Source organism: Allokutzneria multivorans (assembly GCF_039537405.1).
GTDB classification, from domain to species: Bacteria; Actinomycetota; Actinomycetes; order Mycobacteriales; family Pseudonocardiaceae; genus Allokutzneria; species Allokutzneria multivorans.
Map to the genome: position 1 here is coordinate 170,896 of NZ_BAABAL010000005.1, position 25,508 is coordinate 196,403.

A 25,508-nucleotide genomic window follows, 5' to 3' on the forward strand; every position below is an offset into this window, starting at 1 on the left:
CGCGAGCCTAACCCCGGCCCCCGACACCACGTTCAGGCGAGCAGCCCCGCCTCGCACGATGGCAGGTCTCTCTTGCTGACAAGGGCGCCGTGCAGGAGTTCGAGGGCTCGGTTTCCGGTGATCAGCGAACGCTCGTAGGCCTGGAGCACGGCTCGCTTCCACGCCGGGCCGGTCGCGCCGATCTTGAGGTCCTCCTCGGGGGCGACACCGAGTTCGGCGAGAAAATCGCCCAGCATCGGGCGCCGCGGCCGAAGGACGCGCGCGTCGGTGGAGTCGATCAGGTCCAGTTCGCGCGCACGCTGCACGGCGACGGACCACGGGACGCGGTAGAGACCGGCGATCCGCAGCAGAGCACGCCAGGGCTCATCGCCCACAGAGCGCCACTCCAGACGGACATCCGCCTCGGGCAACAAGAACGCGCGGGCGAAAGCGTCGATGAGGGCTTCGCGGTCGTCGTGGCTCCCACCGACGTCCGAGTTGTACGCGTCGCCGAGCAGGTGATGTCCCAACTCGTGGGCAGCGGTGAACCGCCTGCGCCCAGGGTCGGCCTGGCCACCGATGACGGCGACTCCAACGTTGACGGGCTCGTCGAGCAACAACGACGCGCCGTCGACGTCTCGGTCGACCACCAGCAGGTAGAGCCCGAACCGCTCGGTGACCTCGGACAGCGAGGGCAGCGGACCGTGCGGGATCGCGATGTGTTCGCGCGCGGCGGCGGCGAGCTTGTCCGCGTCGAGGTAGTCGAAGGAGACGGCCATCTGCTCGATCATGCCCAGCTCGGCGAGGAACTGGAGATCATCGGCGTGCGATTCGAGGTCGACGTCGAGGCGCCAGACGGTGCGCGCGGCGGCGTCCGGGTCGTCGGCGAGGCGTTGCCTGCGGGAGACCACCGGGGTGGGCGACTCGCGGAGGAAGTAGGTCAGGGGAACGTCGAACAGCTCCGACAGCGACGCCAGCTCCAGGGCCGAGATCTTGCGCTGCCCGGCTTCCAGTCGCACCACCGAGGAGCGGTCGATGTCGAGCTTCTTCGCCACCTCGTCCTGGGTGTGCTGGGAACCGACCCGCGCGGAGCGAATCCGTTCACCGATGCGAGCCCACGCCTCATCAGCCATAGTGCGATTTTCTCACACCGGGGCCGACCACGTCACCAGCTCAGGACTGCTCGGTCAGGGCGAGGCGGACGCCGAGGGCGAGGAAGACGGTCGCGGTCACCCGCTGCCGCCACTGGTGGAAGCGGTGGTTCCGGTTGAGCCGGGTGGTCAGCGCACCGGCGGCGACGGAGAGCACGCAGTCGGTCAGCACACCGACGACCGCGAGGACGAGGCCGAGCACGAGGAACTGGAGCACCACCCACCCGCGCTCCGGGTGCACGAACTGCGGAAGGAACGCGAGGAAGAACAGCGCGGTCTTCGGGTTGAGCACCCCGGCGAGCACGGCGCTGGTGAACACCTTGCTGCTGGGAACCTCCGACGGGGCGGTCGAAAGAGGGCGGGCGCCGTCGCGCCACGCGCGCCAAGCCAGGTGGACCAGGTAAGCGGCACCGAGGTACTTGAGGACGGAGAACGCGACGGCGGAACCGGCGAGCAGCGCGGAGAGCCCGACCGCGGCGGCGGCCGTGTGCACGAGGGTGCCGACGCTGAGGCCGAGCGTGGTCAGCACACCCGCGCGCCGACCGCCGTTCGCGGTGCGCACGAGCACGAGGGCCTGAGCGGGCCCCGGAACGAGGACGAGCGCGAAGCACGCGGCGACGTAGGTCGCCAGAGTCGTGCCGTCGAAGGGGGACATGGCCTCACCATGTCACGCGAGCCCAGGTCAGCGGCAGGTGTTGAGCTTGTCCGGGCTGAGGAACTGGTCGGCCACCCAGCGCTCGTTGCCGAGCTTGCGGAAGCCGTTGTCCAGCTCGACGGTGCCCGGCGTGAGCGCGTCCCTGCGGAGCTTGGCCGCGACCGGGTACTGGGTGCTCGGACCGGTTCTGACGTTGAGCAGGTCGGCGGTGACCTTGAAGTCACAGCGCTGCACGCCGCCGACGAGTTCGGGGGCCTGGGGTGCGGCGCCCATGTTGGACAGCACGATGAAGCCCGCGACGGCGGCGCCGATGAGCAGAAGTGGACGCAGGAACAGGAACACGGTCCCTCCAAGATCGGCCCCGACACCTGCTCCTGGTATATCGCCCCCTGCCTGAGCTGCGAAGACCTGCGCGCGAAGTGCACCCGGGGAACCCGGCAGCTCCACCCGTTGGGGGCAGCGGCCGCACAACGCGTGAGGGCCGCCCCCGAACCGGGGACGGCCCTCGTGCGAGTGCGAGAAGAGGATCAGGCCATCTTCTTCTGCAGGTTCTCATCCAGCGAGGCCAGGAACTCCTCGGTGGTCTGCCACGGCTGGTCCTTGCCGATCAGCAGGGCCAGGTCCTTGGTCATCTTGCCGCTCTCGACGGTCTCGATGACCACGCGCTCCAGCGAGTTGGCGAAGCCGATCACCTCGGGGGTGTTGTCCAGCTTGCCGCGGTGCGCGAGACCCCGGGTCCAGGCGTAGATGGACGCGATCGGGTTGGTGGAGGTCGGCTTGCCCGCCTGGTGCTGGCGGTAGTGCCGGGTCACCGTGCCGTGCGCGGCCTCGGCCTCGACGGTCTTGCCGTCCGGGGTCATCAGCACGGAGGTCATCAGGCCGAGCGAGCCGAAGCCCTGGGCCACGGTGTCGGACTGCACGTCACCGTCGTAGTTCTTGCACGCCCAGACGTAGCCGCCCTCCCACTTCATGGCCGCGGCGACCATGTCGTCGATGAGGCGGTGCTCGTAGGTCAGGCCCTTGGCGTCGAAGTCGGCCTTGAACTCGGCGTCGAAGACCTCCTGGAACACGTCCTTGAACATGCCGTCGTAGGCCTTGAGGATCGTGTTCTTGGTCGACATGTAGACCGGGTAGTTGCGCTGCAGGCCGTAGCTGAACGACGCGCGCGCGAAGTCCTCGATGGACTTGCGGTAGTTGTACATCGACAGGGCGACACCGCCGCCCTCCGGGTACTGCGCGACCTCGAACTCCATCGGCTCGGAGCCGTCGGCGGGCTGGAAGGTCACGGTCAGCGTGCCCGGGCCGGGGACCTTGAAGTCGGTCGCCTTGTACTGGTCGCCGTGGGCGTGGCGGCCGATGATGATCGGCTGCGTCCAGCCCGGCACCAGGCGCGGGATGTTGGAGATGATGATGGGCTCGCGGAAGACGACGCCGCCCAGGATGTTGCGGATGGTGCCGTTGGGGCTGCGCCACATCTTCTTCAGGCCGAACTCCTCGACCCGCGCCTCGTCCGGCGTGATGGTGGCGCACTTGACGCCGACGCCGTGGCGCTTGATGGCGTTCGCCGAGTCGATGGTGACCTGGTCGTCCGTGGCGTCCCGGTGCTCCATGCCCAGGTCGTAGTACTCGAGGTTCACGTCGAGGTACGGGTGGACCAGCTTGTCCTTGATGAACTGCCAGATGATCCGGGTCATCTCGTCGCCGTCGAGCTCGACGACAGTGCCTTGGACCTTGATCTTGCTCATACGGCGGAGCGCTCCTCTCGCGACGGTGCAAGCGGGACAAGCGTACTGCTATGCGCGCCCACCGCCGGACCCGGCCAGTGTGATGCTGGCCGCTCCCCGACTGCCAGCCGACTTCTAGGGCCTGGATTCGACCCGGTAGCGGCGGACCATCTCGGTCACGCCGTCGGTGACGCCGCGCAGGAAGTCGTGGATGAGCCGCAGCTCCCGCTCGTCGCAGCCCTCCAGCCCGCGCAGCATCAGCTCGCGCAGCGGCGCGAACGCCCGCGCGGTCTCGGCCTCGCGCCTGCCGGTGGAGACGACGAAGACGCGCCTGCGGTCGCCCGGGTCGCGGCGGCGCTCGATGAAGCCGGCCTTCTCCAGCCGGTCGAGCAGCGCGGTGACGGCCGAGGTGCTCAGCCCGGTGATCTCGGCGAGCTTGCCCGCGGTCAGGTTCACCTCGTCGCGCGCCAGGTCCAGGCACTTGATGTCGGTCGCGCCGAGCCCAAAGCGGTCGGCTATCGCCTGGTGCATGAGCAGCCCTCTGGAGGCGTTGTCCCGCATGACCCCCTCCATCTCGGCGAGCAGCTCCGCGCGCGAGGACGCACCGCTTGACATCGACCCTCCCGGCTCCAGTACTTCGATCAATCGAGATATCCCACAAATCTAGATATACACACAATAGAGATATCCGACTCGTAGGACCATCGTAGCGACCGAGGAGGTTCGAATGAAGCAGGAACACACGCCCGTGTTGATCACCGCGCGGCACACGATGTGGGCGCCGCGGATCGCGGGCGTGGGCGAGGCGGACGAGGACGGAGCTGTGTTCGAGAACCCCGCCGCGCCGACCGGCCGCTACGCACGGTCCTGGCTCGCTGAGCATCAACCGAACGGTGGATTCGCGGTCAGCCGCCACCGTCGGGCAACGGGGCCGCGCGGTCGATTCGCCCAGCTCAGCGGCACCGCAAGCTAGTGGCATGTCCATCATCGAAGTGAGCGGCCTCGGGAAGCGCTACGGCGACCACGTGGCGCTGCGCGATGTCTCCTTCTCGGTCGAGGAGGGCGAGATCTTCGGCATCCTCGGCCCCAACGGCGCGGGCAAGACCACCGCCGTGGAGTGCGTGGAAGGCTTGCGGCGCCCCGATTCCGGCACGATCCGCGTGCTCGGGCTCGACCCCGCCAAGGACGAGCGCGAGCTTCGCCAGGTCGTCGGTGTCCAGCTCCAGCAGGCCCAACTGCCCGAGCTGATCAAGGTGTGGGAGGCGCTGGATCTCTACGCCTCCTTCTACCGCGATCCGCGCGACTGGCGGGAGCTGTTGGAGCAGTGGGGGTTGGCGGACAAGCGCAACGCGCGCTTCTCCGCGCTCTCCGGCGGCCAGAAGCAGCGGCTGTTCATCGCGCTGGCCCTGGTCGGCAAGCCCAAGGTCGCGTTCCTGGACGAGCTGACCACCGGACTCGACCCGCAGGCGCGGCGGGCAACCTGGAAGTTGATCTCGGACATGCGCGCGACGGGGGTGACGGTCGTGCTGGTCAGCCACTTCATGGACGAGGTGGAGGCGCTGTGCGACCGCGTCGCGATCTTCGACAAGGGCCGGGTGGTCGCGCTGGACACCCCGACGGGGCTGGTCGACAGCACCTTCTCGGAGCGGCGGCTGCGGTTCCGGCCGGTCGCGGCCTTCGACGAGAACGCCCTCGCGCGGCTACCGGGGGTGCGCGAGGTCGTTCGGACGGGGCAACAGGTCGTGGTGACCGGGACCGGCGGCTTCGCCGACGAGGTGACCGGCCTGCTCGCCAGGGAGCACGTGCTCGTGGCGGACCTGCGACTGGACCAGCCGACGCTCGACGAGGCGTACGTGACGCTGACCGGAGGAGACAAGTGAACGGCTTGGGCAAGCTCACCCTGACCGAGGCGAAGTTGTTCCTGCGGGACAAGATCTCGCCGTTGTTCGCCCTCGTGCTGCCGGTGTTCCTGTTGCTGGCCATCGGCCTGCAGTTCCAAGGCAGCGGCGGACCACCCGACCTGGAGGGCTTGAAGGCGGCGTACTTCGTCGCGTCGATCGCGCTGGCGCTCGCGCTGGCGACGCTGTCCTTCAACACCCTGCCGAGCTACCTCGCGGCCTACCGGGAGAAGGGGGTCCTGCGCAGGCTTCGGGCGTCCCCGGTGCACCCGGCCATGTTACTGATCGCGCAGATCATCGTGGGGGCGGGCACGGCACTGGTGTCCACGGCGGTGGTGGTCGGCGTCGGTCACCTCGTGCTCGGCATCCCGTTGCCGTCCAACGTCTTGGCGTTCGCGGGGACGCTCCTGCTGAGCATCGCCGCGCTGTTCTCGGTCGGCCTGCTGGTGGCCGCCCTCGTTCCGACCACTCGTGCGGCGACGGCGGCCGGGATGATGTTGTTCTTCCCCAGCATGTTCCTCGGCGGGGTGTGGACGCCGAAGGAGGCGATGCCGTCGTGGCTGGCCACGATCGGTGACTTCACGCCCTTGGGGGCGGCGTTGCAGGCGCTGCGCGACACTTGGTCCGGCGTCGGCCTCCAGCCGTTCCACGCGATGGTGCTGGCCGGGATCGCCGTGGTGCTGGGATCTGTCGCAGCAGCACTGTTTCGTTGGGAATAGGTGAGCGCGGTGGGCAAGGCGGAGTTCTGGGCGAGGCACGGCGGGACCGTGCTGGTCGTGATCGGCTACGCCGCGCTCGCCCTGTCCACCGGGCTGTGGGCGCTGATCGACGATCACCAGGACCGGGCTCCGGCGCTGTTCGCCCTGATCGGTGTGGCGGCGCTGTGGCTGCTGGTCGGGCTGCTGCTGCGGACCCGGCCGGACTTCTCTCCTCGCCGCAACACCACGGGCTGGCTGGCGGGGCGGCCCGTGCTGGGGCTGGTGTTCTACGGCGGGCTGCTCCTGTCGATCTTCGCGCTGGTGTCCACCTCGCCGATCTACTCGATCTTCGGCGCGCTCGGCTACCCGTACGCGTACGCGTTGTTCCCGGCGCACTGGGCGGTCTTCGCGGTCGGGGTGACCTCGATCGGCGGGCTCACCGCGCAGACCGGGCTGAGCGCCTTCCCGACGACCTCGCCGTTCATCGTGCTGGTGAACGTCGCGATTCCGCTGGCCTTCGCGGGGTGGGCAGCGGGCGGGGAGAGCCAGAAGCGGCAGGACGCGATCGACGAGCTGACCGAGGTCAACGAGCGGCTCGAAGCCGCGATGCGGGTCAACGCGGGGTTGCAGGCCCAATTGCTGGAGCAGGCGCGCGAGGCCGGGGTGACCGAGGAGCGGCAGCGGATGGCGCGCGAGATTCACGACACCATCGCGCAGGGGCTGACCGGCATCATCACCCAGCTCCAAGCGGCTGACGGCGATCCAGCTCAGCAGCGGCGGCACCTGGACAACGCGGCGACGCTGGCGCGGGAGAGCTTGAGCGAGGCGCGGCGCTCCGTGCACGCCGTGCGGCCGGAGGCGCTGGAATCGGCTCGGCTCCCGGAGGCGCTCGGCGACGTCGTGCGGCAGTGGTCGAAGATCAACGGGGTGGCCGCCGAGTTCACCTCGACCGGGACCGCGCGCCCGCTGCACGCCGATGTCGAGGTGGCGCTGCTGCGCACAGCCCAGGAGGCGCTGGCCAACGTGGCCAAGCACGCGCGCGCCTCGCGAGTCGGCCTGACGTTGTCGTACATGGAGGACGTGGTGACACTGGACGTGCGGGACGACGGCGTCGGCTTTTCGTCCACTGTGGACAGTTCCGGGTTCGGCTTCACGTCGATGCGGCAGCGGGCCGAGGGGCTCTCCGGCACGCTGGCCATCGAGTCCGAACCCGGCTCCGGCACCGCGATCTCCGCGACCGTTCCGGCGATTCCCGTTGGAGGACAGCCTTGATCACGGTGCTGATCGTCGACGACCACCCGGTGGTGCGCGACGGGTTGCGCGGCATGTTCACCGGCGACCCCCGCTTCGAGGTGGTGGGCGAGGCCGCCGACGGGGCTGAGGCGGTCACTCTGGTCACCGCACTGGACCCCGACGTCGCGCTGATGGACCTGCGGATGCCCGGCACCGACGGCGTGACCGCGATCCGCACGATCGCCGAGCGGCAGCTGCGGACGCGGGTCCTGGTGCTGACGACCTACGACACCGATGCCGACGTGCTGCCCGCGATCGAGGCGGGCGCCACCGGCTACCTGCTCAAGGACGCGCCCAAGTCCGAGCTGTTCCGCGCCGTCGAAGCCGCCGCGCGCGGCGAGGCCGTGCTGGCGCCCGCGATCGCCACCAAGCTGCTCAGCCAGGTCCGCTCCCCCGCCAAGGAACCGTTGAGCCAGCGCGAACTGGAGGTGCTCGGCCTCATCGCGCGCGGCATGACCAACCGCGACGCCGCCGCCAAGCTGTTCATCAGCGAGGCCACCGTGAAGACGCACCTGCTGCACGTCTACGCCAAACTCGGCGTGAACGACCGCGCCGCCGCCGTCGCCACCGCCTACGAGCTCGGCCTCATCACCCCCGGCCGCCGTTGAAGCCCTGAACGACCCGTTCAGTGCGTTGAGCGCACCAAACGACCCGTTCAGTGCGTTGGGGACGCTGAACGACCCGTTCAGTGCGTTCAACGCGTCAAATGGGCCGTTGGCGGGCGTGGGGGTGGTGGTGAGGATGGGGCGGGTGGGGGTTCTGGGGGTGGTGAAGATCGCCTAGCCTTTCGCGCAGCGGACGATCTTCAGGGGGCGCGGGATGTCGATGGGGCCGACGCACGCCATCAGTGGGCTGGCGGCGTGGAGCGGGGTCGCGGTGCTGGGCGCGGCGTACGACTTCGGAGCGTTCACCGCGCCGGCGATCGTGGTGGGCGGGGCGCTGGCGACGGGGGCGGCGCTGCTGCCGGACCTGGACCACCCGAGCTCCACGGTGGCGCGCACGTTCGGGCCGATCAGCAAGAGCATGTCGGCGGGGATCAACTGGCTCAGCCACAAGATCTACCGGGGCACCCGGACGAAGAAGGACTCCAACCGGCACGGCGGTCACCGCGGTTTCACGCACACGATCGTCTTCGCGGTGCTCGCCGGGCTCGCGACGACCGCGCTGATCCAGTTGAGCCACACCTACGCGCTGCCGTTCGTGATGTTCTTCTTCTGCGGCTTGGCGGTGCGCGGGCTGCTGCACGAGTGGCACCCGAAGCGCGACGCGATGACGATCACGCTGACCTCCGCCGGCTTGTCGCTGCTGTGCTGGCAGTGGGTGAACGGCGCGCCGGAGCTGGCGGGCGCGTGCGGGCTCGCGGTGGCGATCGGCTGCGTCGCGCACTTCATCGGCGACGCGATCACCGAGATGGGCTGCCCGATGCTGTGGCCGGTGCCAATCGCGGGCAAGACCTGGTACCCGGTGGCCCCGCCGAAGATCATGCGGATGAAGACCGGCGGCACGGTCGAGAACATGATCGTCCTGCCCCTGTTCAGCCTGCTGGCGCTGTGGTTGTCGGTCGCCGCGTTGCAGAGCACGGGTGTGATGCCCTGGCTCGGCGTCGACCTGCTGCCCTGGGACGCCACGCCCGTGGAAGGCATCGCCAAGCAGTAGTCAGGCCGTGCCGAACGGGTTGTCGATCACGTAGCGCCACACGCCGTCCGGTCCGCGGCGAGCCACGTCGGTCGCCGTGCCGTGCACCTCGCCGATGCTCCAGTCGACGATGAGCAGCGCGATGTCGCCCGCGACGTAGGTGTGGCGCGGCCGGACCTCGATCGGCTCCCCCAGCGCGAGCATCTTCTCGTTGGCGCGCTTGCGGTCCAGGCCGGTCGTGGGAGTGCCGGGGCCGTCGACGAACACCCCGTCGGGCTCGTACAGGGCATCGACGGCGGAACTCGAAGCTGCGTTGAACGCCTCCCGGAACTGCTCGGGCAGGCGCACACTGGGCATGTGGTCGGTACTCATGGCACCAGCGAAGCGAAGCGTCTCGACGGTCACCAAACGGAAACCGACGCGGAGCTGATCCCGGACGCGCGCGGTCGCACGGACAAGCCGGAGCCGACGTGCCCGGTCGAGGTCGCGCTCGCGGCGATCTCCGGCCGGTGGGCAACGCTCGTGCTGCGCGAGCTGATGCACGGCCCGTGCTCGTTCGGCGAGCTGCGCGCGCGGCTGCCGACCCTGACCGCGAAGGTGCTGACCGATCGGCTCGGTGAGCTGGTCGCCCAGGGGCTCGTCGCGAAGGATCGCCTTCCGGGCTTCCCCGTGCGCACGAGCTACCGGCTGACCGACGCGGGCATGGAGCTGCGACCGCTGCTGATCACCTTGTACAGCACGGGATCGCGAGTTCTAGCCGCGCTCGCCCCACGCGACGAGTGACTCCACTTCCGCCTTGAAGACAAGCTCGGGGTCGACGCCGGTCAACGTGAACTGACCGGTGACCTCCAGGCTGATCACGCCGTGCAGACGGGTCCACACGGTGATGCCCCAGTGGAGCTGCTTGGGCGTCAGCTCGCCGGTCTGCATCTTCTCGCCCCACGCGCCGAGCTGGCGGTAGAGCGTCGAGCGCCGGTTCGCGGGCTCCCGGTCCTCGCCGACGGTCGCGAGCACTGCGGTCATCGAGCGGTGCGCGGCGGCCAGCGTTTCGATCGGCGCCTCGTACCCGGGCACCGGCGTTCCGAAGAGCAGCAGGTAGCGGTGCGGCTGCGCGATCGCCCACGCGCGCATGGCAGTGGCGAGCGCGCGCATCTGCGTGGCGCTCCCGGCTCGATGGACGACCGCCGCCTGCATCGTGTCCGCGAGGTCGTTGTACGCGTCCTCGATCAGGTCGGTGAGCAGCGCGTCCCGGTTCGCGAAGTACCGGTAGAGGGCGGGCCCGGTGACGCCCATGCGCTTGGCGATGGCGTTGACGGAGATCCCGCCCGGCCCGGCCTCGGCCAGCTGCTCCAGCGCGATGCGCTTCGCCTCGTCCCGCGTCTGCTCGCGGTAGCGCTGCCTGCGGTCCACCTCGACCACCTCCCTTGACAACTGGACCCTAACAGGCTCAAGCTTTCGTTAGAAGCTCTAACACTTGTAACAATCATTCACAGGAGGCGACCGTGGAGATCGTGCTGACCGGCAAGGGCGGCCCGGAGATGCTGCGCGTCACCGAGGGTGCGAAGCCCAGCCCCGGCAAGGGGCGGCTCCTGGTGCGCACCGAGGCCACCGGCGTGAGCTTCGCCGAGGTGCAGATGCTGCGCGGGCGCTACCCGCTCCAGCCGAAGTTCCCCTTCGTCCCCGGCTACGACCTGGTCGGCCGGGTGGTCGGCACCGATCAGCGCGTCGTGGCGCTGACGAGAACGGGCGCGTGGCGCGACGAGGTGGTGATCCCCGCCAAGATCGCGGTCCCGATCTCCGAGGACGTCGACCCCGGCATGGTCGCCGCCGTGGCGATGAACGGCGTCACCGCGTGGGAGATGCTGCACGTGACCGCCAAGGTCCGCGCGGGTCAGACCGTCCTCGTGCACGGCGCGGCCGGTGGCGTCGGGAGCCTGCTCGTGCAGCTCGCGCGCCTCGCTGGTGCTCGCGTCATCGGCACCGCTTCGGTGGGCAAGCACGAGCTGCTGCGTTCGCTCGGCGCCGAGCCCGTCGACTACCGCAAGGGCGATGTCGGGGCGCAGGTGCGCGCGCTCGCTCCCAACGGCGTGGACGCGGTGTTCGACCACGTGGGCGGCAAGAGCCTCGACGAGTCGTGGAGCTTGCTCGCGCCCGGTGGCGTGCTGGCGAACTACGGCTCCGCAGGCACGCTGCACGACACCGGGCACCCGCTGCGGCCTTACGTGGGCACCGTGCGACGGCTCGCGTGGTGGCAGCTGCGCCGGCTCGTCGGGCTGACCGGTGGCCGTCGCGCTTCGATGTACTACGTCAAGCCCGGCGCCGGTTTCGCCAAGGCCCTGACCGAAGTCCTGCGCCTGGTTGCCTCCGGTTCCCTCACACCGCACATCGACCGCCGCATGCCCCTCGCCAACGCCGCCGAAGCGCTCACCCTCCTCAGCACCGGCCAGGCCACCGGCAAAATCGTCCTCGAAGCCTGAACCTGGAACGCACCAAACGACCCGTTGAGGTACTTGAACGCACCAAACGACCCGTTCAGCGCGCTCAACGCACCAAACGGGACTTTGACGCAGAGGTGAAGCTCCCGCAGGGCCGCCAGGGCCGCGTACCCAATGTGGCATTTGTTACGTCTCGTGAAACAAATGCCACATTGGGTACACAAGTGTCCACTGTGGACACGACGTGGTGGTGAGCGAAGTTTCACCCACTGCGTGAACGTGGCTTGCTGCTCGGCGTCGTGGTGGGTGACGATTGAAGTGGGGGGGTCCCCCACCGTACGAAAGCCACCCTCGTTCGACCGTCCAAAAAGGAGTTGCGGCCGGGACTAACGTGGATTTTCGTGCGTGCGTTGATCGGGTGCTATCCGCACCTCGCCGTCGCCGGATTCCACCGCTACTCCACCTACCGCTCGGCCGCTGTGGCGGCCCTGACCACCAACTCCGCCTTCGGCCTCATGCGCATCGCGGTGCTGTTCAGCGTGCTCGGCGCCCGCCAGGAGGTCGCGGGCTACGACGCGGGCAGCATCGCCAGCTACGTGTGGCTCGGCCAGGGCCTGCTCGGCGTGATCATGCTGTGGGGCGGGCACGAGCTCGCCGACCGCGTCCGCAGCGGAGACGTCGCGATCGACCTCTCCCGGCCGTGGAACCTCCAGTTCGCCCTGCTCGCCGAGGAGTTCGGCCGCGCGGGGTTCGCCGTGCTGATCAGGTTCGTCCCGCCGATGCTCATCGGCTCACTGCTGTTCGATCTCCGCTGGCCCCAACGGTCACAGACCTGGGTGTTGTTCGCGCTCAGCGTGGTGCTGGCCGTCGCGATGAGCTTCGCGATCCGCTTCCTGTTGAGCCTCAGCGCTTTCTGGCTGTTGGACGCGCGCGGGATCACCGCGATGTACGGCATCCTCGGCGGCATCGTGTCGGGGCTGACCGTGCCGCTGGCGTTCTTCCCCGACTGGGCACAGCTCGCGCTGTGGTGGACGCCCTTCCCCTCCTTGCTGCAGAACACGATCGACGTGTTCGTCGAACGCGGCGACCCGCTTCCGCTGCTCGCCCACCAGGCGGTGTGGACGGTCGCGCTGCTCGCGATCGGCCAGCTCGTCCAGCGCGCGGCTGAGCGGAAGCTGGTGATCCAGGGTGGCTGACCGCGTCTACCTCAGCATCCTGGGCTCGCGTTTCCGATCCCAGCTCTCCTACCGCACATCGTTCTTGCTGGACTTCGTCGCGCAGATGCTCGGCCAGGCGGGCGAGCTGATCGTCATCCTCGTGCTCTTCGGGCGCGCCACGGAACTGGGCGGCTTCGCCGTGCACGAGGTGCTGATCATGTACGGCATCGCGGGCGTGGGGTTCGGGCTCGCCGACCTCTTCGTCGGCCAGCTCGACGAGCTGCCCCGGCTGATCAGGACCGGGCAGCTGGACGTGCTCCTGCTGCGCCCGCTCAGCACGCTCGCGCAGGTCGTCACCGGCGACATCCAGCTGCGCCGGGTGGGCCGGATCGCCGCCGCGCTGGGAGTTCTCGTGTACGTCCTGTCCACTTCGGACATAGCGTGGAGCGCGCCGAAGCTGCTGCTCGCCATCACCGCCCCGCTCGTCGGCGCGGTGCTCTTCGGGTCGATCTGGGTCGTCGCGTGCTCGATCTGCTTCTGGATCGTGGACGGGCGCGAGCTGGCCAACGCGGTCACCTACGGCAGCAACATGTTCAGCTCTTACCCGATCACCGTCTACCCGCCGTGGCTGCGGCGGGTGCTGGCCTTCGTCATCCCGGGCGCGTTCATCGCCTACTACCCCGCGCTCGCGCTGCTGGACCGGCCTGATCCCCTTGGCGCACCGGCGTTCCTCGGCTGGTGCTCGCCGCTGATCGCGCTCGTCGCCGCCGGGGTCGCCGGGCTCGTCTGGCGCTTCGCCGTCCGCCACTACCAAGGAACAGGATCATGAGCGCCCTCATCGTGGCGGACCGGCTCCGCCGCAGCTTCCACGTCTCCCACCGAGCCGGATTCCTGCGCAGGCGCCGCACCGAAGTGGTCGCGGTCGACGCGGTGAGCTTCACCGTGGACCGGGGCGAGGCGGTCGGCTACGTCGGCCCCAACGGCGCGGGCAAGTCCACGACGATCAAGATGCTGACCGGCATCCTCACCCCCTCCTCCGGCGGAGCCACCGTCTGCGGCCTCGACCCGGCGAAGCAGCGACGCGCGCTCGCCTCGCGCATCGGCGTGGTGTTCGGCCAGCGCAGCCAGCTGTGGTGGGACCTGCCGCTCGCGGAGAGCTTCGAGCTGCTGCGCTCGATCTACCGCGTGCCGCGCGAGCGCTACCGCGAACGGCTGGCCGAGTGCGTCGAACTCCTTGAGCTGACGCCGTTCCTGGCCACTCCGGTGCGCCAGCTCTCCCTGGGCCAGCGGATGCGCGGCGAGGTCACGGCCGCGCTGCTGCACGACCCTGAGCTGCTGGTGCTCGACGAGCCGACGATCGGGCTCGACCTGGAGTCCAAGGAGCGCCTGCGCACGTTCCTCGCCGACCTCAACCGGCGCGGCACCACACTGCTGCTCACCACGCACGACCTCGACGACATCGAGCGGCTGTGCGGGCGGCTGATGGTGATCGACCACGGGCGGGTGCTCGCGGACGGGCCGCTCAGCGAACTGCGCGCGGAAGTCGTCACCGAGCGGACCCTGGTCGTGGACCTGACCGAGCCGCGGCCGCCGCTGACCGGGCTCCCCGGCGTCCGCGAGGTGCGCACCGAGCTGGACGGGCTCCGCCAGCACCTCGTCTTCGGGCGCTCGGACACCACGGCGGCGGCGCTGATCTCGGCTCTTGTCGGCCGCGTCGCCGTGCACGACGTGTCCGTGGCCGAGCCGGGGATCGAGGAATTGATCAGACGGTTGTACGCACGCTGACACGGTGACCGATTTGTGAATAACCTCGGGGTGGACGACCCCGCCCCGAGGAGGAGCCCATGCCCACGACGCGTCGCTTGGCGATCGCCGTGCTGCCCCTGATGATCGCGTTGGGCGGGTGCTCGCAGATCCAGGAAGCGGGCTCCAAGGCGAAGGTGTGCACCGACGCCATCGCGCTCGCCGCGTTCACGCCCGACCCGAAGGACGGCGAGCAGGCGCAGAAGGAGACCAAGGAGACCGGCGACAAGCTGCACGAACTCGCCAAGAACGCCAAGGACGGCGACGTCAGCGGGGCCATCACCACCCTGGGCAACTCCTACATCGACATGGCGAAGCAGCGCGTCGAGGACGCCGCCAACCTGCCGAAGTGGATCGAGACCAAGGTCAAGCAGCTCGACGCGCTCCGTCAAGCCTGTCTCTGAGCCAGGACGGCGTCGTAGAGCGCCTTCCTGCTGACACCCGAGGAGGCGGCCACCGCGGCGGTCGCCTCCTTCAGGCGCTCACCTCCGGCGACGCGCTCCTCAACAGCGGGCACCAGCGCCTGCACGTCCGTCACGGCCGACTCGTCCGCGGCGGCTCCGGCGAGCACAACGGTGATCTCACCACGCACACCTTCTTCCGCCCACGCGGCCAGCTCGGCGAGCCCGCCCCTGCGGACCTCTTCGTAGTGCTTGGTCAGCTCCCGGCACACGGCCGCTTTCCGTTCCGCACCAAGCACTTCAGCAGCATCGACGAGGGTCGCGGCGAGCCGGTGCGGGGCTTCGAAGAACACTACGGCCCGCTGCTCGGTGCGCAGCGAGGTCAGCCACCGGCGACGGTCACCGGACTTGCGCGGAGGAAAGCCCTCGAAGCAGAAGCGCTCGCACGGCAGCCCGGACACGGCCAGCGCGGTGGTCACGGCGGACGGACCGGGCAAGCAGGTGACGGTGATGCCCTCGGCAGCGCACGCGGCAACGAGCCGGTAGCCGGGGTCGGACACGCTCGGCATCCCCGCGTCGGTCACCAGGAGCACGGTCGAACCGGCGCGGAGGGCTTCGAGCAGCATCGGCAGCCGGGAGTTCTCCACGGCGTCGTAGAAGCTGACGATCTTGCCGCTGGGCTGCACGTCCAAGGCCGCCGCGAGCGACCTGGTGCGCCTGGTGTCCTCGGCCGCGATCACCTCGGACTCGGCGAGCGCGGCGACCAGCCTCGGCGACGCGTCCCTGGAGTCCCCCAGCGGCGTCGCGGCCAGCACCAACCGCCCTGATCCCGATTCGACCTGCATGGACGTAGACCCTTTCACGGCGTTCGAGCGCGGCCACCCCGCCCCTGTCTACGATCGTCCGGGTGAACCAGCGGAGAGAGGTGCGCGCCTGATGCGTGAGGACGCCACACCCCCCGTCGACGAGCGGCCCTGGCAACCGTTCGGGCCGCCCCCGCCCAGCGATCGCCTGCGCGGCTGGACGGTCGCGCTGACACTGGCGCTGATCGGCGGGATCGTCCGGTTCTGGAACCTCGGCCACCCCGCCGACAAGGGCACCCCCGTCTTCGACGAGAAGCATTACGCGCCGCAGGCGTGGCAGTTGCTGCGCAACGGCGGCTACGAGGACAACCCCGGCTACGAGCTGGTGGTGCACCCCCCGCTGAGCAAGCAGCTGATCGGGTTCGGCGAGTGGCTCTTCGGCTACAACGGCTGGGGCTGGCGCTTCACCTCGGCGGTGTTCGGCACGATCTGCGTGCTGCTGATCGTGCGCATCGCGCGCAGGCTGACCCGCTCCACGCTGCTGGGCGCGGTCGCGGGCGTGCTGCTGATCGCCGACGGCGTGAGCCACGTGTCCTCGCGCGTGGCCATGCTCGACATCTTCCTGGCCGTCTTCGTCGTCGGCGCCTTCGGCTGCCTGCTGGTGGACCGCGACCAGGTCCGCGCCAGGTTGACCGTGGCGATGAGCGAGGGGTGGGTCGGCAACAGTCCGTTCGGTCCCCGGCTCGGCTTCCGCTGGTGGCGCTTCGGCGCGGGCGTGCTGGTCGGCCTCGGCTGCGGCATCAAGTGGTCCGGCGTGTGGTTCATCGTCGCGTTCGGCCTGCTCAACGTCTTCTGGGACGTCACGGCACGCCGAGCCGCCGGAGTGCGCAGGCCGTGGGTCGGCACGCTCGCCCGCGACCTCGCCCCCGCGCTGTGGGCGCTGGCGGTGATCCCGGTGGTGACCTACTTCGGCACCTGGTGGGCGTGGTTCGGCAGCGAGACCGGCATCGACCGCTGGGCCGCCTCGATCAAGCTCACGGTGGACACGTTCCTGCCGTTCCTGCCCGACCCGATACGCGGTTTGCTCTTCTACCACGACAACGTGCTGGGCTTTCACACGAGCTTGCACACCCCGGCCACCCCGCACCCGTGGGAGTCCAAGCCGTGGACGTGGCCGATGGGCCTGCGGCCGATGCTCTACTACTACGAGTCCGGCGCGAACGCGATGGGCTGCGGCCGCGAGGACTGCGTCAGCGCGGTCATGCTCATCGGAACCCCCGCGATGTGGTGGCTGGCTTTCCCGATGCTCGGCTGGGCGGTCTGGCGCGCGCTGAGCAGGCTGGACTGGCGCTACTCCGCCGTTCTGGTCGGCTACGGGGCCGCGTGGCTGCCGTGGTTCCTCGACGTCGACCGGCAGATGTACTTCTTCTACGCCACCGCGATGGCGCCGTTCCTGGTGCTCGGGCTGACCATGGCGCTCGGCGAGATCCTCGGCAAGGCGCGCGCGGGCTTCGAGCGCCGCAGGACCGGGCTGCTCGTCGTCGCGCTCTACATCGGGCTCGTCGTGGCGAACTTCGCGTGGCTGTGGCCGGTGCTCGTGGGTGACTCGATCACGCCTTGGCGGTGGAACGCCGAGCTGTGGCTGCCTTCCTGGCGGTGACGGCTCAGCCGCAGCGGTAGACCAGCGGGGTGTCCTTGTTGTCGGAGCGCGTGTAGGCGGGGATGCCGCCGTCGTCACCGACCTTGCCCGCGAACAGCTGCGGGCTGTTCGGCAGCTTCGCTTCGAGCTTGCCGCCGCGCCACACAGCGGCGCCCACCGAGTAGTCGTGGGTGTCGCCGACCGCGAGCCCGTCGCGGTTCACGCTGTCCGCCGACTGGCCCTCCGGCAGGACACTGGCGTTGCCCTCCGCGTCCCACTGCACCGCGCGCAGCTCGCCGGGCTGCTCTTCCAAGCTGATCCAGCCAGCGATTCGGCCCGCCGAGATCGACTTGCCAGAAACGTCCTTCGAGGCGACCGGCGGCGCGAGCTTCGTCGCGACGCCGTTCTTCCAGAGGTAGCCGGTGGTCGTGCCGTTGCTGGTGACGACGTCGACCAGGACCGTGCCGTCCTCGTCGATGTCGTTGGCCACCTTGGTGTCCGTTCCGGGCAAGCCGGTCAGCTCGACCATCTGTCCCGGGCGGTCGGCGGGCCACATCACCGCACGGCCCCGCTCGCCCAGCTTCGGCACGTACTGACCGACGATGTCGCCGCGGTCGTTCACCGCCTTCGCCGTCGCGGAGTGCGTGCCCGCGGGCACCGGCAGGGCTTCGATCCGCGTCCCCACGGATCGGAACGGGCCGTAGGCGAACGTGCTGCGCAGGCCGTGGCCGACCACCGTGCCGGAACGGTTCACATCGGCGACCGAGACCAGGTACGGCGCGAACGGCACCTGGCCGTAGTCGACGACGCCGTCGGGCTTCCACAGCGCGACGCGCTCCGGCCCGGTGCCCATCATGATCCCCGCGTAGCCGCCCTGGTCGTCCGAGGCGATCGCGCGCCCCTGTGTCATCCCGGCGGGAAGCGGCAGGGCGGAGGCCTTCCACGTGCAGGCCGCCGCTGTTGCTCCAGGGGCCGCGATCACACAGGCCACCAGGCTCAGGGCCACGGGGAATGCCAGTCGGACTGCGCTCACGATTGCCCCCTCAGTCAGGAAATCGACGCTAGTGAGCGTTCCGACCGGCGCGAACCCCTATCTTTTCCGACCCCTCACACGAAATCGCGCACGTGGTCGGCCGCCCACTCGGCAAATGTGCGCGCCGGGCGGCCGGTGATCTTCTCGCTGACGTCGTGGACCTCGGCGGGCTTCCCGACGGCGTCCGCGAGGTAGCCCAGCAGCGAGTCGATGACCCCGACCGGCGCCCACCGCGCCATCTGCTCGCGGGACTGCTCCGGCGTCAGCTCCTCGAAGCGCACCTGCCGTCCGATGGCCTCCCCGATCAGCTCCACCTGCCGCCGCTGAGTCATCGTCTCCGAGCCGGTCAGCTCGTACGCCTTGCCCGCGTGTCCGTCGTCCAGGAGCGCGCGAACCGCGACCGCCGCGATGTCCTTCTCGTGCACCGGCGCGATCTGCGCGTCGCCGTACGGAGCGCGCACGACGCCCTCCGCGCGGATGCTGTGCGCCCACTGGAGGGTGTTCGCCGAGAACGAGCCCGGCCGCACGAAAGTCCAGTCCATTGTGGACGCCTCGACCGCGCGCTCGACCAGCACGTGCCGCCTGCCGATCACGTCGTCCTCAGCATCGGTTTCCTTGGCGGACAAGGAAGACAGCACCACCACGCGCCGCACTCCCGCTTCCTCGGCGAGCTTCACGAACTCGCCGACCGCGTCCGGCTCGGGAAACAGGTACACCTTGTCCACAGTGGACAGAGCAGCCGCGAGCGTGTCCGGCTTGGCCAGGTCCGCCGCACGGACGTCGACCCCCTCGGGCAGGCCCGCCGTCTCCGGGTTGCGGGTCGTGGCGCGCACGCTCGCCCCCTCGGCCAGCAGCATCTCCACCACGTTGCGCCCGACGTTGCCCGTGGCTCCAGTCACCAGAATCGTCATGCCTCCAGGTTCAACCAACCGGATGAATACGTCAACCAACTAGATGACTGATACTCTCCTGGATCCTGAAACCCCAGCTCCAGGAGGACCCGTGCCCGCACCGAGGCGAGCGCCGAGCCCCGACGAACGCCGCCAGGACGCGGACCGCTCGCGGCGACTGCTGCTCTCCGCCGCCTTCGACGAGTTCGCCGCCAAGGGCTTCGCCGGAGCGCGGGTGCACGAGATCGCCGCGAAGGCGGGCGTGAACAAGCAGCTGATCAACTACTACTTCGGCGGCAAGGAAGGGCTCTACCGGGAGCTCCAGCAGGCGTGGCTGGACCGCGAGGCCACGTTCAACACACCGGCGCAGCCGCTGCCCGACCTGGCCGTGCGCTACCTGCGCGAGAGCCTCGCCGACCCGCGCGGCATCCGCCTGATGATCTGGCGCGGTCTCGATTCCGGCGACACCCCGCCCGACGAGTCGCCCATCGACGAGGACCTCGCCTACCTCCGCGACCGCCAGCACGACGAGGAGCTGTCCCCCGACCTCGACCCCGCCGCCGTGCTCCTGCTGATGATGGCCGCGATCAGCGCCCCCATCGTCATGCCCGACGTCACCAAGCGGCTCTTCGGCGTCGACCCCACCGCGCCGGAGTTCGAGGAGCGCTACGGCGCGCAGATCCGCCTCATCCTCGAAAAGCTCTGCGACTGACGTCGTTTTCGGAGCACGCGGTCGATCCCGGCCACGCTGTTCCGTTTCGCTCCCCCGCTCGCGCCCTCTCCCTAACCTCGACGGAGGGGGTACGACATGACTACTTCGCGACGGCTCCAGATTCTCGTGGTGGTGTGCTCGGTCGTCTTCACGATCGGCACCGCGCTGCAGAACTTCGTGATCGTCAACCACGAGATGCTCGAACACACCATGCGCCTCGCCGGCCGCACCGCCGACCCATCCGGCTTCCTCACCGTTTTCCGGATCATCGGCAGCGTCTACATCGTCGGCAACGCCATCGGCCTTCTCGCACTCACCGGCCGAAAATGGGTCTTCTGGGTCGTGCTCGTCGTCAACCTGACCCAGGCCGCCGGTGTCATCATGATCAAACCCGAGGTCTTCCAGGCGTCCGTCGACCTCTACGGCTTCCCCGGGCTCCTGCCCTCCATCATCACCGACGGCGGCGCGCTCCTGCTCGCCCTCGTCCTCATCGCTTCGCTGATCCGCTACCGCACCCCCTGGGCCCACTCGCACGCTCGCTAGGCTGAGGAGAGTGACCCTGACTCACCAGGAAATCTTTCAGCGCTACGTGTACGCGGGCCCGATGAGCCGAGACGCGGACGCTCTCGCGGAGCTGTTCACCGAAGACGGCGTGTTCGAGACACCGCTGGTCCCCGAAGGCCACTCCCTACCGCGCCGCATGGTCGGCCGCGAGGAGATCCGCACGGGCATCAAGGCGTACTACCGGCGCGGCTCCGACAACTACGGAACCATCAACACCCAGGAGTCCCGCTTCGTCCTGCACGAAACCGCCGACCCCGCCGTTTTCATCGTCGAGATCGACACCGTCCTCGACGCCCCCGACGGTAAGCGCACCACCATGTCCCTCGTCCAGATCTTCCGCACCCGCGACAACCTCATCGTCCACCTGCGCGATTACTTCCCCACCCCTACGGGCGACTGACAAGGCAGAAAGCCGCGCATCACTGGTTCACCTGGGCCGTCTGAGATCACACTTTGATCAGTAGCCATCCCTGCCCGGCTACACATCATTCACCCAGGAAAGGCAAGGCGTATGCGCACGTCCTCTCGCACTCTCGCAGCCGTCGCCGCTGTCGTGGCGATCGCGAGCACGTCCCCGTTGGCGTCGGCGGCCCCTGAGCCCGTGTACAAGCAACTGCGCAGCGACATGACCAAGAAATGCGCCGACGTCGAGAGGAAGTCCCTCGGAGACGGTGCCCGTGTGCACCAGTGGCGCTGCTTCTCCTCTGTCGAAGGACCCCACCAGGAATGGGAGATGAAGGACCAGGGCGGCGACGACTTCAAGTTCGTCAACAAGAACAGCGGGAAGTGCTTGGACGTGTACGACCGTTCGCTGGAGCGCGGAATGCAGGCGATCCAGTGGGCATGCCGCAGCGCTGGTGAGCCGAACCAGCGTTGGCACAGGGAATGGGTGGACGCGTCCAGGGGAGTTTTCAAGCTGGTCAACCGCAACAGCGGCCTGTGCCTGGACGTCGAGAGAAGCTCCAGCGAGGACGGTGCCCACCTCCACCAGTGGGACTGCATCGTCAACGCCCCGAACCAGAACTGGGTGCTCAAGAACGCCAACGAGTCCTGACCAGAACCACAACCACCGTGCGGCCCCTGTCGGCTGTGCTCCGCTGCTGCACGCGCACGAAAGAGGCCGTCCACTGTCTACAGTGGACGGCCTCTGACCTGGGGTGGAGCTGAGGGGAATCGAACCCCTGACCTTCTCGATGCGAACGAGACGCGCTACCAACTGCGCTACAGCCCCGTGTTCTGTTGTGGGGGAAGCATAACAGTTGGTTGGGGGTGCTTCGCGCACCCCCCACCTCTACTCCCCCGAGGCCCGTCGGTAGCTCATTTGCGCAGGTGGATCCAGGTGTTCGAAGGTCGGGTCCTCGTCGTCGAGGTCGAGCGCCTCGGCGCTGGGGCGGGACGAGCACCGGGTGCCGGTGGGCTTGCTGACGGCCTTGGTGGGCACCTCGTAGGTCTCGACGTCGTCGTCCTCGTCGTCGTCCCGGTCGAGCTGGGCGACGTCCTCGTCCTCGTCGTCGGCGCCGCGCATGCGGGCGAGCCTGCGATCACGGATCTCCGCCTCGATGCGCACCTGGCGCCGGAGGTAGGTGAGGTATCCGACGAGGATCACGTCGGTGGCGCCGTGCGCCCACCACAGGACCGGCATCGCGAACCCGGCGAGCAGGCCGGTGGCGAGGGCGAGCAGCAGCATGCCGAGGACGACGCGCTGCCGGAACTGGTACTTGGCGCGCGCGACCATGGCGGCGAGCTCGGGATCGAAGCCGCCTCGGCCCGGCCGGTAGCGGCGGCGGGCGCGGCGGTTGATCGACTCGTCGCCGTAGTCCTCGGCGTAGTGGTCGGAGTAGCTGTCGTAGTCCTCGGAGTCCTCAGCGGGCTCCGGCGCCCGTCGTCCGGGCATGGCGAACACCTCCTGCGCGTTCTCCTCCGGAAGCTGTGCCCCGCGCGCGCGTTCACCGCCGCGACGGACGACTCTGCCCGTGAGGGCCGAGTCGGCTGTTCTGGCGACGGGCTTTCGACGCCGCGCCACCATGGGTACGAGAACGACGAGCCAGGCAGCCGCGAGAGCGGCGAAGATCAACGAACTCGGCACGCCTGTCCACCTCCCCCACACCACGCCCGACATTCATAGGTGAACGCCACGTTAGTCACACCAGTCACACCCGTGTCGGAGCCACGCCGCCCGCCGACACTCCCCAGACATGTCGATCTTTACCCGAACGAGGGAAGAATTGCGTCGGAATCAGGGAATGCGAGCCAGCCCACGGCGCACCAGCCGGGCCACCGCGCCGGCTCCGAGCTCTTCCTCGGTGAACGCGAGGCTGAGGTGGTCGCGCCAGATGCCGCCCACGTCGAGGTAGCGCTCGTAGAGCCCCTCGCGGCGGAAACCGAGCTTGTCGAGCACGCGGAGGCTGGGCTCGTTCTCCGGCCGCACGGTGGCCTCCAACCGGTGCAGCCCGGCGGGCCCGAAGCTGTGGTCCACGACCAGCGCGACGGCGGCGGTGGCGACTCCGCCCCTGGTCAGCTCGCTGGACACCCAGTAGCCGATCCAGCCGGAGCGCAGCGCGCCGCGCTGGATGTTGCCGACGGTGACCTGACCGGCGAGCCGCCCGTCGAGCACGATCGTGAACGGCAGGGCGAGCCCGCGCCTGCCCAACGAGCGCAGCGTTGCCCACTGCGGCGGCCATGCGAGCAGTGAGTTGCGCTCGTCCCAGCCCTGTCCGTACGAGCTGGGCTCCCACGGTTCGAGGTGCGCGCGGTCGCGCTGGCGGGCGGAGCTCCACGCGCCCGCGTCGCGCAGGCGCGGCGGGCGCAGTTCGAGGGTGCCCCCGGCGACGACCAGCGGGCCGAGCCGGGCGGGCCAGCCGGGGTGACGTCCCTCCGGTGGCCGGAGGTCAGCCACGCTGCGCCAGGAAGCTCACCGCCACCTCTTCCCCGACCAGGACGTCGGTGGTGTCCTCGTCCAGCAGGATCAGGCAGTTCGCCTCGGCCAGCGAAGCGAGCAGGTGCGAGCCGGAGGTGCCGAGCGGCTGCACGAGGTACTCGTTGGTCTCGGTGTCGCGCATGAGCTGTCCGCGCAGGAAACCCTTGCGCCCCTTGGTGGAGGTCACCGGGGAGACCAGGCGCGCCTTGACCCTGCGGCGCTGCGGGTTGCGCTTGCCGAGCGCGGCGCGGATCAGCGGCCGGATCAGCACCTCGAAGATCACCAGGGCGCTGATCGGGTTGCCGGGCAGCAGGAAGGTCGGCACCTCGTCCGGTCCGAGCCTGCCGAAGCCCTGCACCGAGCCGGGGTGCATCGCCACCCGGGTCTCGTCCAGCTCGCCGAGGTCGGCCAGCGCGCCGATGACCTCCTCACCGCTGCTGCCGCCGATCGCGCCCGTGATGACCACGATCTCGGAGATCAGCAGCCGTCCCTCGACGATCTCGGCGAAGCGCGACGGCTCGGTCGTGACCACGCCGACCCTGCTGACCTCGGCCCCGGCGTCCCGGGCGGCCGCGGACAGCGCGTAGGAGTTGACGTCGTAGACCTGCCCCGGTCCCGGGGTGCGGCCGATGTCCACCAGCTCCTCGCCGATGGAGATGATCGACACCCTGGGCCTGGGGTGCACGAGCACCTTGTTGCGGCCGACCGCGGCGAGCAGGCCGACCTGGGCCGCGCCGATCGCCGAGCCCATGCGCACGGCGACGTCGCCGGTCTGCACGTCCTCGCCGGTGCGGCGGACGAACGCGGCCGAGGGCACCGGGCGCTGCACGGAGACCCTGGCCGGGTGCTCGTCGGTGTAGGCGAGCGGAACGACCGCGTCGGCCAGCGTGGGCAGCGGGGCGCCGGTCGCCACCCGCACGGCCTGACCTGGTTGCAGGCGGCTGGGCTGGCGGGAACCGGCCTGGATCTCCCCGACGACGGGCAGCACGACCGGGTCGGCACCCGCCTGCTGCACGTCGACACTGCGCACCGCGTAGCCGTCAACGGCGGCCTGGTCGAAGCCGGGCAGCGCCCGCTCCGCCACGACCTCCTCGGCGCACAGCAGACCCTGCGCCTCGGAGATGGCCACCCGCACTGGGGACGGCTGCACCGCGGCGCGGAGAACGCGGGCCAGCTGCTCGTCTACGGACCTCATAACTTCCTAGGATGCGGCAACGCGCTCGCGGAGCCACTGCAACAGGCCGGGCCCATACGCGGGATCTTTCAGCGCGAAGTCGACGGCGGCTTTCAGGAAGCCCCCCGGGTTGCCCAGGTCGTGCCGGTCACCGCGGTGCACCACCACGTGCACGGGGTGGCCCTCGGCGATCAGCAGCGCGATGGCGTCGGTGAGCTGGAGCTCCCCACCGGCACCCGGCGTGATCCGCTTCAGGGCGTCGAAGATCGCCCGGTCGAGCAGGTAGCGACCGGGTGCGATCAGGTTCGACGGCGCGTCCTCGACCGCGGGCTTCTCCACCATGCCCTTGAGCCGCTTCACGTCCGGCTCGTCGGTGTCGTCCACGTCGAAGACGCCGTAGGCCGACACCTGTTCGCGCGGCACCTCGATGGCGAGCAGCACGCTGCCGCCGAAGCGCTCGCGCACCGCGGACATGGCATCCAGCGCGCCGTTGGGCAGGATCAGGTCGTCCGGCAGCAGCACCGCGACGGCCTCGTCCGCACCGGTCAGGTTCGGTTCGGCGCAGGCGACCGCGTGCCCGAGGCCCAGCGCCTGCTCCTGGATGGCGACCTCGACGTCGAGCAGGCCGGGGGCGCGGCGCACCTTGTCCAGCAGCTCGGTCTTGCCGCGCTTCTCCAGCGTCGACTCCAGCTCCGGCGCGGGCTGGAAGTGCTGGCCCACCGACGCCTTGTCCGGCGAGGTGACGATCACCAGCTTGCTCGCGCCCGCCCTGGCGGCCTCTTCGGCCACCAGCTCGATCGCGGGCCGGTCGACTACGGGCAGCAGTTCCTTGGGCACGGACTTCGTGGTCGGCAGGAACCGGGTGCCGAGTCCGGCTGCGGGCACGATTGCGGTGCGGAAGGCGCTCGACGAGCTCATGGGCCGAGCCTATCCGGCGTGCCTAAGCT

At 69.5% G+C, this 25,508-nt stretch carries 31 protein-coding genes and 1 tRNA gene; 17 read left to right on the forward strand and 15 right to left on the reverse strand.

Annotated features, from left to right (window positions below):
• Positions 1-32: 32 nt before the first annotated feature.
• The 5 genes from ABD798_RS04680 to ABD798_RS04700 form a co-directional block, all read right to left on the reverse strand.
• Complete coding sequence (locus ABD798_RS04680; protein ID WP_344871264.1) at positions 33-1,112, reverse strand: helix-turn-helix domain-containing protein; 1,080 nt, start codon at positions 1,110-1,112, stop codon at positions 33-35.
• 40 nt (positions 1,113-1,152) lie between these two features.
• On the reverse strand, positions 1,153-1,785 hold the full coding sequence (locus ABD798_RS04685) for a LysE family translocator (RefSeq protein WP_344871265.1): 633 nt from the start codon (positions 1,783-1,785) through the stop codon (positions 1,153-1,155).
• A gap of 27 nt (positions 1,786-1,812) precedes the next feature.
• Positions 1,813-2,127: an SH3 domain-containing protein gene (locus ABD798_RS04690; protein WP_344871266.1), complete on the reverse strand. Its 315-nt coding sequence runs from the start codon at positions 2,125-2,127 to the stop codon at positions 1,813-1,815.
• A 185-nt stretch (positions 2,128-2,312) separates the two neighbouring features.
• Positions 2,313-3,530 carry an NADP-dependent isocitrate dehydrogenase gene (locus tag ABD798_RS04695; protein ID WP_344871267.1) on the reverse strand — a complete coding sequence of 406 codons (1,218 nt, stop codon included), beginning with the start codon at positions 3,528-3,530 and terminating at the stop codon, positions 2,313-2,315.
• A gap of 114 nt (positions 3,531-3,644) precedes the next feature.
• Complete coding sequence (locus tag ABD798_RS04700; protein ID WP_344871268.1) at positions 3,645-4,124, reverse strand: MarR family winged helix-turn-helix transcriptional regulator; 480 nt, start codon at positions 4,122-4,124, stop codon at positions 3,645-3,647.
• Positions 4,125-4,236: 112 nt separating this feature from the next.
• On the opposite strand from ABD798_RS04700, the gene ABD798_RS04705 reads away from it, so the two are divergent.
• The 6 genes from ABD798_RS04705 (at position 4,237) to ABD798_RS04730 (ending at position 9,054) form a co-directional block, all read left to right on the forward strand.
• Positions 4,237-4,482 carry a hypothetical protein gene (locus tag ABD798_RS04705; protein WP_344871269.1) on the forward strand — a complete coding sequence of 82 codons (246 nt, stop codon included), beginning with the start codon at positions 4,237-4,239 and terminating at the stop codon, positions 4,480-4,482.
• Between the two features lie 4 nt (positions 4,483-4,486).
• Positions 4,487-5,389: an ABC transporter ATP-binding protein gene (locus tag ABD798_RS04710; RefSeq protein ID WP_344871270.1), complete on the forward strand. Its 903-nt coding sequence runs from the start codon at positions 4,487-4,489 to the stop codon at positions 5,387-5,389.
• Positions 5,386-6,126 carry an ABC transporter permease gene (locus tag ABD798_RS04715; RefSeq protein WP_344871271.1) on the forward strand — a complete coding sequence of 247 codons (741 nt, stop codon included), beginning with the start codon at positions 5,386-5,388 and terminating at the stop codon, positions 6,124-6,126. The genes ABD798_RS04710 and ABD798_RS04715 overlap by 4 nt, the downstream gene beginning before the upstream one ends.
• A complete protein-coding gene (locus ABD798_RS04720; RefSeq protein ID WP_344871272.1) occupies positions 6,127-7,377 on the forward strand; it encodes a sensor histidine kinase in 1,251 nt (416 codons plus the stop codon).
• Positions 7,374-8,006, forward strand: coding sequence for a response regulator (locus tag ABD798_RS04725; RefSeq protein ID WP_344871273.1), 633 nt, complete (start codon positions 7,374-7,376; stop codon positions 8,004-8,006). The genes ABD798_RS04720 and ABD798_RS04725 overlap by 4 nt, the downstream gene beginning before the upstream one ends.
• 211 nt (positions 8,007-8,217) lie before the next feature.
• Positions 8,218-9,054, forward strand: coding sequence for a metal-dependent hydrolase (locus ABD798_RS04730; RefSeq protein WP_344871274.1), 837 nt, complete (start codon positions 8,218-8,220; stop codon positions 9,052-9,054).
• Here ABD798_RS04730 and ABD798_RS04735 read toward each other — a convergent pair whose 3' ends face one another.
• Complete coding sequence (locus ABD798_RS04735) at positions 9,055-9,405, reverse strand: YybH family protein (RefSeq protein ID WP_344871275.1); 351 nt, start codon at positions 9,403-9,405, stop codon at positions 9,055-9,057.
• Here ABD798_RS04735 and ABD798_RS04740 point away from each other — a divergent pair.
• Positions 9,391-9,816 (forward strand): winged helix-turn-helix transcriptional regulator, encoded by a 426-nt coding sequence (locus tag ABD798_RS04740; protein ID WP_344871276.1) that lies wholly within the window; start codon positions 9,391-9,393, stop codon positions 9,814-9,816. The genes ABD798_RS04735 and ABD798_RS04740 overlap by 15 nt on opposite strands.
• On the opposite strand, the gene ABD798_RS04745 is transcribed toward ABD798_RS04740, so the two are convergent.
• On the reverse strand, positions 9,787-10,443 hold the full coding sequence (locus ABD798_RS04745) for a TetR/AcrR family transcriptional regulator (protein WP_344871277.1): 657 nt from the start codon (positions 10,441-10,443) through the stop codon (positions 9,787-9,789). The two genes, ABD798_RS04740 and ABD798_RS04745, sit on opposite strands and share 30 nt — an antisense overlap.
• A 92-nt stretch (positions 10,444-10,535) precedes the next feature.
• Here ABD798_RS04745 and ABD798_RS04750 point away from each other — a divergent pair, with 92 nt between their 5' ends.
• From ABD798_RS04750 to ABD798_RS04770, 5 genes are all read left to right on the forward strand, one after another.
• A complete protein-coding gene (locus ABD798_RS04750; protein ID WP_344871278.1) occupies positions 10,536-11,510 on the forward strand; it encodes a medium chain dehydrogenase/reductase family protein in 975 nt (324 codons plus the stop codon).
• Positions 11,511-11,869: 359 nt separating this feature from the next.
• Entirely contained in the window at positions 11,870-12,664 is a 795-nt protein-coding gene (locus ABD798_RS04755; protein WP_344871279.1) for an ABC transporter permease, read from the forward strand.
• Positions 12,657-13,454: an ABC transporter permease gene (locus ABD798_RS04760; protein ID WP_344871280.1), complete on the forward strand. Its 798-nt coding sequence runs from the start codon at positions 12,657-12,659 to the stop codon at positions 13,452-13,454. The genes ABD798_RS04755 and ABD798_RS04760 overlap by 8 nt, the downstream gene beginning before the upstream one ends.
• A complete protein-coding gene (locus tag ABD798_RS04765; RefSeq protein WP_344871281.1) occupies positions 13,451-14,410 on the forward strand; it encodes an ABC transporter ATP-binding protein in 960 nt (319 codons plus the stop codon). Before ABD798_RS04760 ends, ABD798_RS04765 begins: the two co-directional genes overlap by 4 nt.
• A gap of 59 nt (positions 14,411-14,469) precedes the next feature.
• The gene (locus tag ABD798_RS04770; RefSeq protein WP_344871282.1) at positions 14,470-14,832 is read left to right on the forward strand and encodes a hypothetical protein; all 363 of its coding nucleotides are present in this window, start codon (positions 14,470-14,472) and stop codon (positions 14,830-14,832) included.
• Here the strand turns inward: ABD798_RS04770 and rsmI are convergent.
• Entirely contained in the window at positions 14,817-15,674 is an 858-nt protein-coding gene (gene rsmI / locus ABD798_RS04775) for a 16S rRNA (cytidine(1402)-2'-O)-methyltransferase (protein WP_344871283.1), read from the reverse strand. The genes ABD798_RS04770 and rsmI overlap by 16 nt on opposite strands.
• Before the next feature lie 91 nt (positions 15,675-15,765).
• Between rsmI and ABD798_RS04780 the strand changes: the two genes are divergently transcribed.
• Complete coding sequence (locus tag ABD798_RS04780; RefSeq protein WP_344871284.1) at positions 15,766-17,292, forward strand: dolichyl-phosphate-mannose--protein mannosyltransferase; 1,527 nt, start codon at positions 15,766-15,768, stop codon at positions 17,290-17,292.
• A 4-nt stretch (positions 17,293-17,296) separates the two neighbouring features.
• On the opposite strand, the gene ABD798_RS04785 is transcribed toward ABD798_RS04780, so the two are convergent.
• Entirely contained in the window at positions 17,297-18,304 is a 1,008-nt protein-coding gene (locus tag ABD798_RS04785; RefSeq protein WP_344871285.1) for a hypothetical protein, read from the reverse strand.
• A 74-nt stretch (positions 18,305-18,378) separates the two neighbouring features.
• Complete coding sequence (locus ABD798_RS04790; protein ID WP_344871286.1) at positions 18,379-19,215, reverse strand: NmrA family NAD(P)-binding protein; 837 nt, start codon at positions 19,213-19,215, stop codon at positions 18,379-18,381.
• 91 nt (positions 19,216-19,306) lie between these two features.
• Here ABD798_RS04790 and ABD798_RS04795 point away from each other — a divergent pair, with 91 nt between their 5' ends.
• The 4 genes from ABD798_RS04795 (at position 19,307) to ABD798_RS04810 (ending at position 21,524) form a co-directional block, all read left to right on the forward strand.
• The gene (locus ABD798_RS04795) at positions 19,307-19,906 is read left to right on the forward strand and encodes a TetR/AcrR family transcriptional regulator (protein ID WP_344871287.1); all 600 of its coding nucleotides are present in this window, start codon (positions 19,307-19,309) and stop codon (positions 19,904-19,906) included.
• A 96-nt stretch (positions 19,907-20,002) separates the two neighbouring features.
• Entirely contained in the window at positions 20,003-20,449 is a 447-nt protein-coding gene (locus ABD798_RS04800) for a hypothetical protein (RefSeq protein WP_344871288.1), read from the forward strand.
• A gap of 10 nt (positions 20,450-20,459) precedes the next feature.
• Entirely contained in the window at positions 20,460-20,870 is a 411-nt protein-coding gene (locus ABD798_RS04805; protein ID WP_344871289.1) for a nuclear transport factor 2 family protein, read from the forward strand.
• A gap of 111 nt (positions 20,871-20,981) precedes the next feature.
• Positions 20,982-21,524, forward strand: a complete 543-nt coding sequence (locus tag ABD798_RS04810; RefSeq protein WP_344871290.1) for an RICIN domain-containing protein — start codon at positions 20,982-20,984, stop codon at positions 21,522-21,524.
• Between the two features lie 104 nt (positions 21,525-21,628).
• Here ABD798_RS04810 and ABD798_RS04815 read toward each other — a convergent pair.
• The 5 genes from ABD798_RS04815 to ABD798_RS04835 form a co-directional block, all read right to left on the reverse strand.
• Positions 21,629-21,701, reverse strand: a tRNA-Ala gene (locus tag ABD798_RS04815).
• A 60-nt stretch (positions 21,702-21,761) separates the two neighbouring features.
• Positions 21,762-22,556 carry a divisome protein SepX/GlpR gene (sepX, locus tag ABD798_RS04820; RefSeq protein ID WP_344871291.1) on the reverse strand — a complete coding sequence of 265 codons (795 nt, stop codon included), beginning with the start codon at positions 22,554-22,556 and terminating at the stop codon, positions 21,762-21,764.
• Positions 22,557-22,706: 150 nt separating this feature from the next.
• Complete coding sequence (locus ABD798_RS04825) at positions 22,707-23,366, reverse strand: GNAT family N-acetyltransferase (protein WP_344871292.1); 660 nt, start codon at positions 23,364-23,366, stop codon at positions 22,707-22,709.
• Positions 23,359-24,582 carry a molybdotransferase-like divisome protein Glp gene (glp, locus tag ABD798_RS04830; RefSeq protein ID WP_344871293.1) on the reverse strand — a complete coding sequence of 408 codons (1,224 nt, stop codon included), beginning with the start codon at positions 24,580-24,582 and terminating at the stop codon, positions 23,359-23,361. The genes ABD798_RS04825 and glp overlap by 8 nt, the downstream gene beginning before the upstream one ends.
• A 6-nt stretch (positions 24,583-24,588) precedes the next feature.
• On the reverse strand, positions 24,589-25,479 hold the full coding sequence (locus ABD798_RS04835) for a UTP--glucose-1-phosphate uridylyltransferase (RefSeq protein ID WP_344871294.1): 891 nt from the start codon (positions 25,477-25,479) through the stop codon (positions 24,589-24,591).
• Positions 25,480-25,508: the final 29 nt, after the last annotated feature.

What these genes read in the sequence shown, in the direction of transcription:
- ABD798_RS04695 (WP_344871267.1), bottom strand. Translation starts at nt 3,530, where the DNA reads ATGAGCAAGATCAAGGTCCAAGGCACTGTCGTCGAGCTCGACGGCGAC.
- ABD798_RS04835 (WP_344871294.1), bottom strand. Translation starts at nt 25,479, where the DNA reads ATGAGCTCGTCGAGCGCCTTCCGCACCGCAATCGTGCCCGCAGCCGGA.
- ABD798_RS04810 (WP_344871290.1), top strand. Translation starts at nt 20,982, where the DNA reads ATGCGCACGTCCTCTCGCACTCTCGCAGCCGTCGCCGCTGTCGTGGCG.
- rsmI (WP_344871283.1), bottom strand. Translation starts at nt 15,674, where the DNA reads ATGCAGGTCGAATCGGGATCAGGGCGGTTGGTGCTGGCCGCGACGCCG.
- ABD798_RS04705 (WP_344871269.1), top strand. Translation starts at nt 4,237, where the DNA reads ATGAAGCAGGAACACACGCCCGTGTTGATCACCGCGCGGCACACGATG.
- ABD798_RS04800 (WP_344871288.1), top strand. Translation starts at nt 20,003, where the DNA reads ATGACTACTTCGCGACGGCTCCAGATTCTCGTGGTGGTGTGCTCGGTC.
- ABD798_RS04680 (WP_344871264.1), bottom strand. Translation starts at nt 1,112, where the DNA reads ATGGCTGATGAGGCGTGGGCTCGCATCGGTGAACGGATTCGCTCCGCG.
- ABD798_RS04710 (WP_344871270.1), top strand. Translation starts at nt 4,487, where the DNA reads ATGTCCATCATCGAAGTGAGCGGCCTCGGGAAGCGCTACGGCGACCAC.
- ABD798_RS04730 (WP_344871274.1), top strand. Translation starts at nt 8,218, where the DNA reads ATGTCGATGGGGCCGACGCACGCCATCAGTGGGCTGGCGGCGTGGAGC.
- ABD798_RS04700 (WP_344871268.1), bottom strand. Translation starts at nt 4,124, where the DNA reads ATGTCAAGCGGTGCGTCCTCGCGCGCGGAGCTGCTCGCCGAGATGGAG.
- ABD798_RS04780 (WP_344871284.1), top strand. Translation starts at nt 15,766, where the DNA reads ATGCGTGAGGACGCCACACCCCCCGTCGACGAGCGGCCCTGGCAACCG.
- ABD798_RS04685 (WP_344871265.1), bottom strand. Translation starts at nt 1,785, where the DNA reads ATGTCCCCCTTCGACGGCACGACTCTGGCGACCTACGTCGCCGCGTGC.
- ABD798_RS04735 (WP_344871275.1), bottom strand. Translation starts at nt 9,405, where the DNA reads ATGAGTACCGACCACATGCCCAGTGTGCGCCTGCCCGAGCAGTTCCGG.
- ABD798_RS04790 (WP_344871286.1), bottom strand. Translation starts at nt 19,215, where the DNA reads ATGACGATTCTGGTGACTGGAGCCACGGGCAACGTCGGGCGCAACGTG.
- glp (WP_344871293.1), bottom strand. Translation starts at nt 24,582, where the DNA reads ATGAGGTCCGTAGACGAGCAGCTGGCCCGCGTTCTCCGCGCCGCGGTG.
- ABD798_RS04765 (WP_344871281.1), top strand. Translation starts at nt 13,451, where the DNA reads ATGAGCGCCCTCATCGTGGCGGACCGGCTCCGCCGCAGCTTCCACGTC.
- ABD798_RS04770 (WP_344871282.1), top strand. Translation starts at nt 14,470, where the DNA reads ATGCCCACGACGCGTCGCTTGGCGATCGCCGTGCTGCCCCTGATGATC.